This window comes from Mesorhizobium sp. ORS 3428, assembly GCF_001854785.1.
Classification (GTDB): domain Bacteria; phylum Pseudomonadota; class Alphaproteobacteria; order Rhizobiales; family Rhizobiaceae; genus Mesorhizobium.
In genome coordinates, this window is the sequence record NZ_MDFL01000159.1 from 240,385 (window position 1) to 253,863 (window position 13,479).

The following is a 13,479-nucleotide window of genomic DNA, read 5'->3' on the forward strand; positions in this document are numbered from 1 at the left end:
GATGTCAGCCCTTCGTCCATCGCCGATCACGCCGACGGTCGACTTCGGTCGCGACGGCGTCCAGCACGGCTTCCTGCGCCTGCCCTACAGCCGCGACGATTCCGCCTGGGGCTCGGTGATGATCCCGGTCTGCGTCGTCCGCAACGGCAAGGGGCCGACGGCGCTGCTTACCGGCGGCAATCACGGCGACGAGTATGAGGGGCCGCTGGCGCTCTACGAACTCGCCCGTACGCTCGATCCGAAGAACGTCGCCGGCACGGTCATCATCGTGCCGGCGATGAACTATCCGGCCTTCCGGRCCGGCACCCGCACATCGCCGATCGACAAGGGCAACATGAACCGCAGCTTCCCCGGTAGGCCGGACGGCACGGTGACGGAGAAGATCGCCGACTATTTCCAGCGGGAATTGCTGCCCCGGGCGGACATCGTCTTCGACTTCCACTCCGGCGGCAAGACGCTGGACTTCGTGCCGTTCTGCGCCGCGCACACGCTGCCCGACAAGGCGCAGGAAGAAAAGGCCTTCGCCGCGGTCGAGGCCTTCTCGGCGCCTTTCTCGATGCGCATGACCGAGATCGACACGGTCGGCATGTATGACACGGCTGCCGAGGAGATGGGCAAGGTCTTCGTCACCACCGAACTCGGCGGTGGCGGCACGTCACGGGCCGAGACTGTGCGCATCGCGCGGCGCGGCGTGCTCAACGTGCTTCGCCATGCCGGCATCGTCGCCGGTGCGGTCGAGAAGACTCGAACCCGCTGGTTGGATATGCCCTCAGGCGATTGCTTCGCTTTCGCCGAGGAGGACGGCATGATCGAAACCATGGTCGATCTCGGCGAGAAGGTGGACGAGGGCCAGGTCGTGGCGCGCATCCATTCGGTCGGCCGCACCGGCAACGCGCCGCAGGAGATCCGGGCCAGGATGTCCGGCCTGCTCGCCGCACGGCACTTCCCGGGCCTGGTCAAGGCCGGCGATTGCGTCTCGGTGATCGCAGTCGAGGTCGGCTGACGCGGAACGCGCCGCATGGCATGGCGCTGAGCGTCTGAGCGTTGAATGCGAGCCGTGACGCGGGCGATCAGGCCCGCATTACGGCATTGCTTTTTCAACCGCGATATTGATGGGCGGCAATGGATTCCGGCTTCATCTCGATTGAGAAGCCCGGCGCTGTCGGCGGCATGTAAGCCGCATTCTCGATGACACAGGGCTCGCGGAAATGCTCGTGCAGGTGATCGACATATTCGATCACCCGGCCCTCTTTGGTGCCTGACACCGCGACACAGTCGATCATCGACAGATGCTGGACATATTCGCACAGGCCGACGCCGCCGGCGTGCGGCCAGACCGGCAGGCCGAACTTGGCCGCGATCAGCAGCACGGCTAACACCTCGTTGAGACCGCCCATGCGGCAGGAATCGATCTGCACGACATCGATCGCGCCGCCGGCGATGAACTGCTTGAACATGATTCTGTTCTGGCACATCTCGCCGGTCGCGACCTTGATCGGCGCCACGGCCTTGCGGATCTTCGCATGGCCGGCGACATCGTCCGGGCTGGTCGGCTCCTCGATGAAGAAGGGCTTGGCGAAGGCGAGGTCGCGAAGCCAGTCGATCGCCTGGTCGACCTCCCAGACCTGGTTCGCGTCGATCATCAGGTGGCGGTCCGGACCGATCACCTCGCGGGCGATCCTGAGGCGACGGATGTCGTCCGCGCGGTCACGGCCCACTTTCAGCTTGATGTGATCAAAACCCTGTTCGATCGCTTCCTGGCAGAGCCGCCGCAGCTTGTCGTCGGGATAGCCGAGCCAGCCGGCCGAGGTGGTGTAGCAGGCATAACCTTCGCGCTCGAGAATGGCGATGCGCTCGGCTTTGCCAGCCTCGGCCTTCTTCAAGATATCAAGCGCCTCCGACGGCGTGATCGCATCCGTTAGATAGCGGAAGTCGACGATCCGCATGATCTCTTCCGGGCTCATCTCCGCAACCAGCCGCCAGACCGGCTTGCCGGCTTCCTTCGCCCACAGGTCCCAGACCGCGTTGACAACGGCGCCGACCGCAAGATGCATGGCGCCCTTGTCCGGGCCGATCCAGCGCAATTGGCTGTCGCCGGTCACGTGATGCCAGAAGCGGCCGGGGTCCTCCCTGACCCAGTCGAGGTCGAGCCCGACGACCAGATGGCGCAGCGCTTCGATCGCCGCGCAGCAGATCTCGTTGCCGCGGCCGATGGTGAAAGTGAGCCCATGGCCTTTCAGCGACGGGACATCGGTGTCGAGGATGACGTAGGCCGCGGAATAGTCCGGGTCAGGGTTCATCGCGTCCGACCCGTCGAGGCTTTGCGACGTCGGAAAACGCAGGTCGAAGGTGCGAAGATCGGTAATGCGGGTCATGCTTGCTGCCTCGTCAGATCGACCAGCCGCCGTCGATATTATAGGCCTGCCCGGTCGTATAGGTGGCGCCGGCCAGATAGACGGCAAGGTCGGCGATTTCCTCCGCCGTGCCCAGCCTTCCCATCGGCTGGCGGGCGATGAAGGCCGCGCGGGCGGCTTCATAGTCGCCTTGGGCGCGCATGCGGGCTTCGAGCGAGGGGCTTTCCACCGTGYCGGGGCAGATCGCGTTGCAGCGGATGCCCCTGGCGACATAGTCGGCGGCGATCGATTTGGTGAGGCCGATCACGGCCGCTTTGGTCACCCCATAGGCGAAACGGTTGGGCACGCCTTTAGGCGCGCCCGCCACCGACGCCATGTTGATGATCGCGCCGTCGCCGCGCTCCAGCATGCCGGGCAGCGCGCCGCGGATGGTGCGGATCATGGCGCGCACATTGAGATTGAAGGCGAAGTCGAGATCCTCGTCCTTCATCTCCAGAATGGAGCCGGAATGGACGAAGCCGGCGCAGTTGAACAGCACGTCGACGCGGCCGATCTCGGCGAAAGYGGTCTTTACGGCCTCGTCGTTCAGCACGTCGAGCTTGCGAGTCTTGATACCAGGCGTCTTGCCGAGTTCGGCCAGAACGGCTTCGTTGATGTCGGTGGCGTGGACGATCGCGCCGGCCTTGGCGAAGGCAAGGGCGCTTGCCCGGCCGATTCCCTGCGCTGCCGCGGTAACGACAACGACCTTGCCTGTCAGATCAGCCATGTTGTTTTGTCTCCGTTCTTTCAACCGAGCCGGGGGCGCCGCTCGACGATATAGATGTGGTCCGCAGCCAGCACGACTTCGTCACGCTGGTTCAACACTTCGATGCGTTCGATGACGCGGCCCGATCCCGGGCGTTTCGGATCATCCTCCTTCGCGGCGATCGTGGTGCGCGTGCGGATCGTGTCGCCGATGAACACCGGCTTGATGAAGCGCAGCCTGTCATAGCCGTAGGAGAAGGAGACCGGGTTGATCACGCTCGCCGTCAGTCCGACCCCGACCGAGAACACCAGCGTGCCATGGGCGATGCGCTGCCCGAAGGGCGTCGTCTTCATGAACTCGGCGTCCATGTGGTGCGGAAAGAAATCGCCGGTGTGTCCGGCATGGACGACGAAGTCCGTCTCGGTGATCGTGCGGCCGCTGGTCAGCCGCGACGAGCCGATCTCGTAGTCCTCGAAATAGGTGACCTGTTCCATGCCGTTCCTTACGGTTTTTCAGCCAGCGGCGTCGCCGGCGCGGCGCTCGATCGATAGGCGRCTTCCACCAGCGCCATCGTGTTCCAGGCATCCTCGACGGAGCTGACCAGCTCGCTGTCCTCGCCGCAAGCGAAGCGCTGGACATTGGCCATGCGCCCGACAAAGGCGTCAGGGAACCACTCACCGGCTAGCGGCACGCTGACCCAGTCGGAGCCGCCTTTCGGATGGATCTCCAGCACGTCGGGCTCGCCGCGCGGATAGTCGAGATTGAGGCCGAGCTTGACGTAGGCGGCACCCTCGGTGCCGCAGATGCGGAACTCGCAGGCCTGGTGCCGGCGGCCGAACTTGTGGTCGTGGTTGATCGACAGCGCACAGCGCACCGTGTCGCCATAGTCGAGAATGGCGCTGGTGCGGGTTTGCGCGACAGCGTGGCTGGGATGGCCGAGGGTTTTTGCGTGAACCCCCTTGGGGTCGCCGAGGAGCTGCCGGATCAGGTCGAGATAGTGGATCGAATGCATGGCGATCTCGACACGCGGCGCCTTGAGCAGGAATTCCCAGAGCTGCCACGGGGTTGCCAGCGCCAGCCAGGCATCGAAGTCGACGACCTCGCCGAGCCAGCCCTTGGCGATCGCGTCCTTCAGCGCCAGCATCATCGGCGCGAAGCGGAGCTGGAAGTTCACCGCTGCCCTGAGTTTCTTGGAGCGGCAGATTTCGAGGATCTCGGTCGCTTCGCCGAGATAGTTGCCCATCGGCTTCTGGATCAATGCGACCGCGCCGTCGGGCAGGGCCTTCAGCACCTCGGCGTGCCGCCCCGGCGGGGTCGCCAGATCGAAGATCGCATCCTTGACGGCGGCCGCCTCGTCCACCGAGCGGAACGCCGTCACGCCCCATTGCTCTGCCAGCTTCTCAGCCTTGGCCCGGTCCGGATCGTAAAGTCCGCCAACCGGAAAGCCGGCCTTGCGGTAGGCCGGGAAATGCGCATCGCCAACGATCGAGCCGGCGCCGAAGGTGACGATCGGGCGCGCGTTCGCAGGCCTTGCCCAGGACTGCGACAGCGAGGCGGGATCAAAGGCGTCAGTCATGGTGGAAGACTTCATCCATCATAGCCCACCATTCACCTTCCTTCCTGGTCGGCAAAGGCTCCTGGCAAGGCATGCAGACCGCCCACCATTCCTGGGTCTTGGGATCCGCGGCCATCTTGGCCATGTCGGCGGCGTAGTCTGTGCCGTGATACTCGTAATAGGAGAACAGCAGGTTCTCAGGCCGCTTGAGATAGATCGAGTAGTTCTTGATGTTGCAGGCGGAGATCATCTTCAGAACGTCCGGCCAGACCGCGGCGTGCAGGCGCACATATTCCTCGACCTTCTCCGGCTTCAGGCCGAGCACCATGCCCATTCGCTGCATTTTCAATTCCTCCGTTCGGTGACGGTGATGCTGAACTCGGCGATGCTGCGCGCCTTGATCGCATCGAAATCCCAGTCGATGCCGAGGCCCGGCTCGTTCGGCGCCAGCGCATGGCCGTTCTCGATCACCATCTTCTTGCCCGTCAACGCATCCAACTGCGGAATGTATTCGACATATTTGCCGTTCGGCACCGCRCAGGCCAGGCTGACATGCAGTTCCATCAGGAAATGCGGGCAAACAGGCATGTCGAAGGCTTCCGCCATATGCGCCACCTTCAGCCAGGGCGTGATGCCGCCGATGCGGCCTACATCGACCTGCACGATGCTGCAGGCGCCTTTCTGCATATATTCGCGGAAATGGCGGATCGAATAAAGCGACTCGCCGACCGCCACCGGCGTCGCGGTCGCATTCGACAGCCGCGCATGGCCGTCGATGTCGTCGGCCGGCAGCGGTTCCTCGATCCAGGCGAGATCGAGATCGCGCAATCGCTCGGCACGCCGGATGGCTTCGTCGACGGTAAAACCTTGGTTGCAGTCGGTCATGATCTCGTAGCCGTCGCCGACCGCCTTGCGCACCGCGGACAGCCGGGCGAAATCTTCAGCGCCATGCGGCTTGCCGATCTTGACCTTGGAACCGGTGAAGCCTTTCGCCTTGGCGGCCACCGCATCCTCGACAAGTGCTGCCGTCTCGATATGCAGCCATCCACCTTCGGTGGTGTAGAGCGGGCAGCGATCCCTGGCGCCGCCCGCAATCTTCCAGAGCGGCAGCTTCTGCTTTTTCGCCCGAAGGTCCCAGAGCGCGGTGTCGATGGCCGCGAGCGCGATGGCTGTGATGGCGCCGATGGTGGTGGCGTGGGTGGCGAATTCGAGATCGTGCCAGATCGCCTCGATCCGGTCGGCATCCTCACCGATCAGGCGCGGCGCGAGGTGATCGRCCAGAAGCCGCATCACCGAGGAGCCGCCGGTGCCGATCGTGTAGGAGTAGCCCATGCCGACCGCGCCGTCGGCATCGGTGATGGTGACGATCGGCGTCTCCTGGCTGACAAAACTCTGGATGGCGTCGGTGCGCTTCACCTTCGGCACCAGATCGACCATCGAGAGCTCGACTTTTTCGATCTTCGCCATCGTCAGGCCCTCAAGGATTTGCCGGTTTCGGCGGAAAAGAGATGCGCCTGCGACAGGTCGAAACTCATGGCGACACGGTCGCCCGCCTTCAGGGGCCTGGGGTTCAGCATGCGCGAGACCCAGTCGCGGCGGTCGAATTCGGCGAACACCAGTGTCTCGTTGCCGAGCGGCTCGGTCACCGTCACCGGCAGCTCCATCTCATGGACGTCGGCGGCATCGCCCGAATGCAAGCCGTGGCCCACGGGGTAGAGATCGTCGGGACGCAGGCCGAACACAACCTTGTCGCCGGCGCTCACTTTGGCCTTGAAGCGGCCGGGCAGCGGCAGGCTCTGACCGCTGGCGAAGACGACCTTGCCGTCGGCGACCGTCGCCTCCTGCAAATTCATCGGCGGYGAGCCGATGAAGCCCGCCACGAAGCGCGTCGCCGRCCGCTGGAAGACTTCGTCCGGCGTGCCGACCTGCTCGATATAGCCGTCGCGCATGATGACGATGCGGTCGGCGAGCGTCATCGCCTCGACCTGGTCGTGCGTGACATAGATGACCGTGGATTTGACCTTGGCGTGCAGCTTCTTGATCTCGGTGCGCATCTGGGTGCGCAGCTTGGCGTCGAGGTTGCTGAGCGGCTCGTCGAACAGGAAGACATCCGGATCGCGCACGATGGCACGGCCCATGGCGACGCGCTGGCGCTGGCCGCCGGAAAGCTGGGAAGGACGGCGCTCCAGCAGCGCGTCGAGGCCGAGAATGGCCGATGCCTCGGCCACGCGCCGGTCCATCTCCTCTTTCGGCGCGCCGGCGATCTTCAGCGAGAAGCCGAGATTTTCGCGCACTGTCATGTGCGGATAAAGCGCGTAGGACTGGAACACCATCGAGATGTTGCGCGAGCRCGGCGGCAGGTCGTTGACGATGCGGCCGCCGATCTCGATCGTGCCACCGGAGATATCCTCCAGCCCGGCGATCATGCGGAGCGTCGTCGACTTGCCACATCCCGACGGCCCGACGAGCGCAATGAACTCGCGGTCGGCGACGTCGAGGTCGATGCCGTGCACGATCTCCATATTGCCGTAACGCTTGGTCAGGTTTTTGAGCGAGACAATCGCCATCGGATCAACCTTTCACCGCGCCGGAGGTCAGGCCGCCGACGAGGTGCTTTTGCACGATGAAGGTGAGGAGAAGCGCCGGAATGATCATCACCACTGCCAGCGCGCACATGCCGCGCCAGTCGATGGTGAATTCGGCGGTGTAGTCGAGCAGCCCGACGGGCAACGTCTTCGAATTGATCGAGCGCGTCAGCTGCGAGGCGAGCGCGAACTCGTTCCAGGAGGTGAGGAAGGCAAATATGCCGGCGGACGCAATGCCGGGTCCGGCGAGCGGGAACTCGACCTGCCAGAAGGCCTGCCAGCGCGTGCAGCCGTCGATCTGCGCAGCCTCGGCGAGGTCCTTCGGCACCTGGCGGAAGAAGCCGTCTATCAACCAGATGGTGAAGGGCACGTTGAGTGYGACATAGGCCAGGATCAGGCCGAAATGCGTGTCGATGATGTCGAGACGCGCATAGACGAAGAACAGCGGCAGCGAGAGCGCGATGCCTGGCACGGTGCGCGTCAACATCAGGCCGAGGAACATGGCCGACTTGCCGCGGAAGCGGTAGCGGGCAAAGGCGTAGCCGCCGGCCATGCCGATGGCGATGRCAATGACCGTCGACGTCACCGAGATGATCAGCGAGTTGCGGAAATAGTCGAGGACGGGAATGCCGCCCTTGCCGACGCCGCTGAACATGGCGACGTAGGCGTCGAGCGAGACCTGCTGCGGGACCCAGACCGGCGGCTTGGCGAGGATCTCGACCGTTGGCCTGAGCGAGGACAGCACRATCCAGATGCCGGGCAGGCAGATCAAAAGCATGGCGAGGRACAGGCCGACGCGGTGCGCGACGGTTGCCGCACGGCGCTTGAGGCGGGCGGATGCGTTGGCGTCCATTCTCACCACTCCGCGCCAATCTGGCTGCGCGCCGCGGCGAGCTTTTTGAAGAAATAGACGGTGAAGACGATCGACAGCAGGATCGAGACATAGGCCATCGCGTTGGCGACGCCCATGCGCGCATCGCTGTAGGCGGTGCGCGCGACCAGCGTCCACAACAGTTCCGTGCGGCCGGCCGGGCCGCCATCCGTCATAACCTTGACGATGTCGTAGGCGCGCGCGACGTCGAGCGAGCGGATGGTCATGGCGATGTAGGCGAAGGGCATGATGAAGGGCCAGGTCACATAGCGGAAGGTCTGCCACGGCGTGCAGCCATCGACGCGCGCGGCTTCGACCGGCTCCTTCGGCATGGCGAGCAGGCCGGYGAGGATCAGGATCGCGAAGATAGAGGTCGACGACCAGATCTCGGCGATGGCGATGGCGATGAAGGCGAGATGGCCTTCGATCAGCCACGGGATCGCGTCCTGCGTGATGCCCAGCGACTGCAGCGCGTTGTTCACCAGCCCGATATTGTCGTTGAACATGAACTTGAACTGGAAGCCGACCAGGATCGGCGAGAACATCATCGGGAACATCATGATGGTGCGCAGCAGCCGCTGGCCCCGACTGGCCTTCTCGACCAGCAGCGCAAGGCCGAGCCCAAGCAGCATCTCGAGATTGAGCGCAATGGTGAGCAACAGCACGGTGCGGCCGAAGGCCCACCAGAAATTCGCGTCGGAGAGGATATTGCGATAATTGCGCAGGCCGATGAAGGTGAAGAAGGTTTCCGGYCGCGTCAGCCTGAACGGCGTGAAGCTGGAATAGAAAGACAGGCACAGCGGCACGACCACAACGGCCGCCAGCACGAGCACGGCCGGCAGCAGGAGCAGGGTTGGCGCGGAAAGCCGCTTGGCCTTCATTCAATTTTCCCAAATGTGTTTGTGCGGCCGGCGATCATCGCATGACGGCCGCGTCAGGCAACAAGCGGCGCCGGTCCTGAGGACCGGCGCCGCAGCGAGGATGGCGTCAGAGCTTGCCGGCGTCCTGGAGGATCTGCGTTGCCTTGGCGGCCGCGTCGTCGAGCGCCTGCTTGGAGGTCTTGTCGCCGAGGATTGCYGCCTGCAGTTCCGGATAGACGGCGTTGGAGATTTCGATCCACTCCGGCGTCTGCGGCACCGGGAAAGCGTTCTTGGCGGCTTCCTGGAAGGCCTGCAGCACTTCGGTCTTGTACGGGTCGGACTTCGCCTGCTCGAGGTCCCACTCCCACACCTTGGTGCGGGTGGGCAGCGGGCCGGCCGCGGCTTCCAGCTTCTGGCTGTCCTCGTTGGTCAGCCACCAGACCAGCGAGGCAGCGGCCTCCTTGTTGGCGCAGTTCTCGGTCACCGAGAAGCCATGCGCGCCCGACCAGCCGGAGCGCTTGCCGGACGAGCCTTTCGGCTGGACCTTGACGCCGACGTTGCCGGCGACCTTGGACGACTTCGGGTCGTTGAAGAAGCCTGCCCAGCCCGGCCAGTCGAGGTTGATCGCCACGGTGCCGGAGGCGAAGCCCTGGCCGAGGTCGTCCCACAAATAGTTGGTCGTGCCGGCGGGCACGGCCTTGGCCTTGTAGAGCTTGACGAACCAGTCKAGCGCCTTGACGCCGGCCTCGGAGTTGAAGGCGGGCTTGCCGTCCTTGTCGAGATATTCGCCGCCGTCGGCGATCAGCATCTCGTAGAAGCGGCCGTTGATCGCCTCTTCCTTGCCAGCATATTGCGTGCCGTAGAAATCCGGCGGGCTGGCGAAGAATTCCGCCTGCTGGGCCATCTCCTCGAACGTGTCCGGCGGGGCGAGGTCCTCGCCGTACTTGTCCTTGTAGGCCTTCTTCTTGGCTTCGTCCTGATAGAGGCTCTTCTGGTAGTAGAGCGCCGAGACGTCGAATTGCGCGCGCGGCAGCATCACCAGCTTGYCGTCGAGCGTTCCGGCGGCAATGTTGGCGGGAACGAAGGCATCGATCTCCTCCTTCGGCAGGAGCTTRGCGAGGTCGGTGTAGATGCCCGGATATTGCGGCGCGAACGAGGTGTGGTTGGAGCCGACGCACCAGGTGATCGAGTTGGAGGCGATGTCGGACTTGATCTCCTTGTCGAGGTCGAAGTGGTTCTTCTTGGAGATGACGTTGACCTTGGCGCCGGTCGCCTTCTCCCACTCGCCGATGCGCTCGTAGAGCTTCTCATACTGCTGGCCGCCAATCAGCTTGGCGTCGATGGTGACGCCGGGAAACTTGCCCRGCAGGTCGGCCGCGAATGCCGCGCCCGATGCCAGGAGCAATGCGCCGGCGGCGACGCCGGAAAGCAGTCCGTTCATGAATATCCTCCCTGGGACGGCAGCGTGCCGCCGCGGCCGAAGCTCCATCGCTTCATTCATATGCAAACAAAATATTCATAAGTCGTCAAGCTGAAACTTCTTTCCAATGGGCTGTCTCTTGCGTATATGAAGATACAAATTCACCAGAGAGGCATCCGGTGCAGGACGACGAGGAAGACCGCTATCGCGCGCCGGCTCTCGACAAGGGGCTGGACATTCTGGAGCTGCTGGCAAGCGTCGACGGCGGCCTGACGCAGGCCGAAATCGCCAAGCGGCTGGACCGCARCCCGAACGAGTTCTACCGGATGCTCGACCGGCTGGTGAAACGCGGCTACGTCACCCGGCCCGAGGGCGACCGCTACTCGCTGACCCTGAAGCTGTTCGGCCTGGCGCAGTTGCACGCGCCGGTGCGCCGGCTTGTCTCCTACGCGACGTCGATCATGCGCGAACTGGCCGAGACCTCGTGGCAGGCCAATCAGCTCGTGGTGTTCGACCGCGGCAATGCGGTGGTTATCGCGCAGCAGGAAGCGCCGCATTACTGGGGCATCTCGATCCGCGTCGGCTCGCACATCAGTCTGTTCGACACCGGCTCGGGGCATGTGCTGCTCGCGTTCCGCTCGCCGGAAGAGCGCGAGATGATGATCGCCGAGCACCTGCGCACCAATGAGGAGATGAAGCAGTCGCCGGAGTTCTTCGCCCGCCTCGACCAGGTGCGCGACCGCGGTTACGAGATGATGGCCTCGCTGCAGACCGCCGGCGTCTACAACCTCTCGGCGCCGGTGATCGGCTCGGACGGCCGCGGCATCGCGGCGCTCACGATCCCCTACATCACTCTGGTCAATGCGCCCGCCGCGCCCGATATCACCAGGACGATCGCGCTCCTGCAGGCCGCCGCGGCGAAGCTGTCACAGCTCGCCGGGTCGGATGTGAAGATGCGGATGTAATTCTTATTTGAATGATGAATTCTCCCGTGAGATCATCCAGTTCTATGTTTTGATGCATGTCGTTTTCCCAAAGCCGTTGCACGATTTTGGGCGACATGCATATGCGCGACGAGGGAGGAAGCCATGATCGTCGACACACACCTGCATCTCATCGACAAGGCGGCGCTGCGCTATCCATGGCTTGCCGGCGTGCCGGCGCTCGACCGCGACTTCTCTCACGATGAATACGCCACCGAGGCGCGCCGCGCCGGCATCGAACTGGCGCTGCATATGGAGGTCGACGTCGACCCGGCCGATATCGAGGCGGAGACGGCTCACACCGAGGGATTGTCGAAAAAACCGGGCAGCCTGGTGAGGGGCGCCATCGTGTCGTGCCGGCCGGAAGAGCCGGGCTTCGCCGCCTGGCTGGACAAGGCGAAGGCCGATCCTTTCGTCAAGGGGTTCCGCCGCGTGCTGCATGTCGTGCCCGACGACGTATCCGAGGGCGCCCTGTTCCGTGAGAATATCAGGCGCATCGCCGGCAGCGGGCTGACCTTCGATCTCTGCGTCCTGCCGAGGCAGATGAAGCAGGCGATCGCGCTGGTCGATCTGGCGCCGGACGTGCAGTTCGTCCTCGATCACTGCGGTGTGCCTGACATCAAGGGCAAGGCTGAGCATCCCTGGCGCGAGCAGATTACCGAGATCGCGCGGYGGCCCAATGTCGTCGGCAAGATTTCCGGCGTCGTCGCCTATGCCGATCCCGCGACCTGGACCGTCGACACGCTGCGGCCCTATGTCGAGCACACGATCGGCAGTTTTGGTTGGGATCGCGTCGTTTGGGGCAGCGACTGGCCAGTCTGCACCTTGGGCGGCGGGCTGCTCGGCTGGGTCGCGGCGACGCACGCGCTTATCGCCGGCGCGAGCGAGACCGAGCGCGCCAAGCTGCTCTCCGGCAACGCGAAGAAGCTCTGGCGGCTGTAAAGCCAATACCGCTACACAGGCTAAGCGGTGTTAGCCGGCCGCAACGGCCGGCGCGAAACTCTCCCGGAACAGGCGGTTGATGTCGGCGACGACCAGCCGTGCATCCTGCCTGCCGGCAAGGGCCTCATTGATGCGGTCGGATGCCGCCTGCTGGAACGCCATGTAGCCGTCATGGCGCGGCCGCACCCAGGCGCCTTCCAGCGTTGCCCGTGTGCCGCGATAGAACTCGCCGGTCGCGGCGTTGACGGCCTCGTCCTCCCAGGCGGCGGCATGACCGGGCTGGCCGCCGGCTGCCGCATAGGGCCCACGCTGCACCTCGCCGCTGGCAATCCAGTAGGCGAAGTCGATCGCTTCCATCGCGGCAGCGGAAAAGGCCGAGACGGCGATGCCGGTGCCGCCGAGCGCGGAACCGACCGGGCCGTCGCCRCCTACGGAGGGCATGTCGCAAAAGAAAAGCCGGTTCGGGCGGAAGCCGGCGGCTGCATAGGGCACGTAGCCGTAGATGAGCGGCGCGCAGGCGATGCGCGAGCCGGCTTCGGCCATCTTCTCGAACACCGCAATCGGGTCCATCGTCAGGCACTGGGGATCGACCAACGCCGCGATCTCGCGCARCATATCGAAGACGGTCTCGCCGGTCTCGCGATCGACCAGGTCGGGGCCTTCGACGGTGCATGGACGGCCGAGATCGGCGGCGAGCGTGAAGAAGCACATCAGCGAGTGCGGCGGCCTGAGCGGCAGGAGCACGCGGCCTTGCTGCGCAAGCTCCAGCACTTCGGTCCAGATGGTCGGCGCGGCGTCGATCAGATCAGGCCGCCAGGCCTGCACCTGGGTGGCGGCATCGATCGGAAAGGCCCATTGCCGCCCTTGCCAGGTGTAGCTCGAATAGGAGCGGCCGACGCTTGCCCTCGCAAGCGCTTCGCGCTCCGCCTCGCGGCCCGGCGCGTCGAGCGGCGCCAGGCATTTTTCGGCGGTGATCTGGCCGACATGCGGATGATCGATCACGATCAGGTCATAGGCGCGAGCGAGTTCTTCGACGGGGAAGGACTCGAAATCCTGCAGCGAGCGCTTCTCCCATTCGATCGCAACGCCGGTCTTTTCCTTCCACAGCCTGGAGCAGGCGACCATCGGATCGTAGCCGCGCGGATGACTCCACGTCATGCCTTT

At 64.4% G+C, this 13,479-nt stretch carries 14 protein-coding genes; 3 read left to right on the forward strand and 11 right to left on the reverse strand.

The features are described from left to right. Position 1 precedes the first annotated feature (1 nt). A complete protein-coding gene (gene doeB, locus ORS3428_RS27585; protein ID WP_071101492.1) occupies positions 2–1,003 on the forward strand; it encodes a N(2)-acetyl-L-2,4-diaminobutanoate deacetylase DoeB in 1,002 nt (333 codons plus the stop codon). A gap of 94 nt (positions 1,004–1,097) precedes the next feature. Here doeB and ORS3428_RS27590 read toward each other — a convergent pair whose 3' ends face one another. The 10 genes from ORS3428_RS27590 to ORS3428_RS27635 form a co-directional block, all read right to left on the reverse strand. Continuing rightward, the gene (locus ORS3428_RS27590; protein WP_071101432.1) at positions 1,098–2,375 is read right to left on the reverse strand and encodes an L-fuconate dehydratase; all 1,278 of its coding nucleotides are present in this window, start codon (positions 2,373–2,375) and stop codon (positions 1,098–1,100) included. A gap of 13 nt (positions 2,376–2,388) precedes the next feature. Beyond that, positions 2,389–3,120, reverse strand: coding sequence for an SDR family oxidoreductase (locus ORS3428_RS27595; RefSeq protein ID WP_071101433.1), 732 nt, complete (start codon positions 3,118–3,120; stop codon positions 2,389–2,391). Positions 3,121–3,140: 20 nt separating this feature from the next. Further along, positions 3,141–3,593 (reverse strand): MaoC/PaaZ C-terminal domain-containing protein, encoded by a 453-nt coding sequence (locus tag ORS3428_RS27600; RefSeq protein ID WP_071101434.1) that lies wholly within the window; start codon positions 3,591–3,593, stop codon positions 3,141–3,143. Positions 3,594–3,601: 8 nt separating this feature from the next. Next, positions 3,602–4,675: a Gfo/Idh/MocA family protein gene (locus ORS3428_RS27605; RefSeq protein ID WP_071101435.1), complete on the reverse strand. Its 1,074-nt coding sequence runs from the start codon at positions 4,673–4,675 to the stop codon at positions 3,602–3,604. Continuing rightward, entirely contained in the window at positions 4,668–4,997 is a 330-nt protein-coding gene (locus ORS3428_RS27610) for an L-rhamnose mutarotase (RefSeq protein ID WP_071101436.1), read from the reverse strand. The genes ORS3428_RS27605 and ORS3428_RS27610 overlap by 8 nt, the downstream gene beginning before the upstream one ends. Positions 4,998–4,999: 2 nt before the next feature. Continuing rightward, the gene (locus tag ORS3428_RS27615) at positions 5,000–6,121 is read right to left on the reverse strand and encodes a mandelate racemase/muconate lactonizing enzyme family protein (RefSeq protein WP_071101437.1); all 1,122 of its coding nucleotides are present in this window, start codon (positions 6,119–6,121) and stop codon (positions 5,000–5,002) included. 2 nt (positions 6,122–6,123) lie between these two features. Next, positions 6,124–7,221 (reverse strand): ABC transporter ATP-binding protein, encoded by a 1,098-nt coding sequence (locus ORS3428_RS27620; RefSeq protein ID WP_071101438.1) that lies wholly within the window; start codon positions 7,219–7,221, stop codon positions 6,124–6,126. A 4-nt stretch (positions 7,222–7,225) separates the two neighbouring features. Continuing rightward, positions 7,226–8,092 carry a carbohydrate ABC transporter permease gene (locus tag ORS3428_RS27625; protein ID WP_071101439.1) on the reverse strand — a complete coding sequence of 289 codons (867 nt, stop codon included), beginning with the start codon at positions 8,090–8,092 and terminating at the stop codon, positions 7,226–7,228. 2 nt (positions 8,093–8,094) lie between these two features. Beyond that, positions 8,095–8,991 carry a carbohydrate ABC transporter permease gene (locus ORS3428_RS27630; protein ID WP_071101440.1) on the reverse strand — a complete coding sequence of 299 codons (897 nt, stop codon included), beginning with the start codon at positions 8,989–8,991 and terminating at the stop codon, positions 8,095–8,097. A 106-nt stretch (positions 8,992–9,097) separates the two neighbouring features. Continuing rightward, positions 9,098–10,411: an ABC transporter substrate-binding protein gene (locus tag ORS3428_RS27635; protein ID WP_071101493.1), complete on the reverse strand. Its 1,314-nt coding sequence runs from the start codon at positions 10,409–10,411 to the stop codon at positions 9,098–9,100. A gap of 158 nt (positions 10,412–10,569) precedes the next feature. Here ORS3428_RS27635 and ORS3428_RS27640 point away from each other — a divergent pair, with 158 nt between their 5' ends. Continuing rightward, positions 10,570–11,355, forward strand: coding sequence for an IclR family transcriptional regulator (locus tag ORS3428_RS27640; RefSeq protein WP_071101441.1), 786 nt, complete (start codon positions 10,570–10,572; stop codon positions 11,353–11,355). Positions 11,356–11,478: 123 nt separating this feature from the next. Continuing rightward, positions 11,479–12,315 (forward strand): amidohydrolase family protein, encoded by an 837-nt coding sequence (locus ORS3428_RS27645; RefSeq protein ID WP_071101442.1) that lies wholly within the window; start codon positions 11,479–11,481, stop codon positions 12,313–12,315. 30 nt (positions 12,316–12,345) lie between these two features. On the opposite strand, the gene ORS3428_RS27650 is transcribed toward ORS3428_RS27645, so the two are convergent. After that, positions 12,346–13,473 (reverse strand): extracellular solute-binding protein, encoded by a 1,128-nt coding sequence (locus ORS3428_RS27650; protein WP_071101495.1) that lies wholly within the window; start codon positions 13,471–13,473, stop codon positions 12,346–12,348. Positions 13,474–13,479: the final 6 nt, after the last annotated feature.

Coding starts and splice junctions, on each gene's coding strand:
- ORS3428_RS27590 (WP_071101432.1), bottom strand. CDS start 2,375: ATGACCCGCATTACCGATCTTCGCACCTTCGACCTGCGTTTTCCGACG.
- ORS3428_RS27600 (WP_071101434.1), bottom strand. CDS start 3,593: ATGGAACAGGTCACCTATTTCGAGGACTACGAGATCGGCTCGTCGCGG.
- ORS3428_RS27610 (WP_071101436.1), bottom strand. CDS start 4,997: ATGCAGCGAATGGGCATGGTGCTCGGCCTGAAGCCGGAGAAGGTCGAG.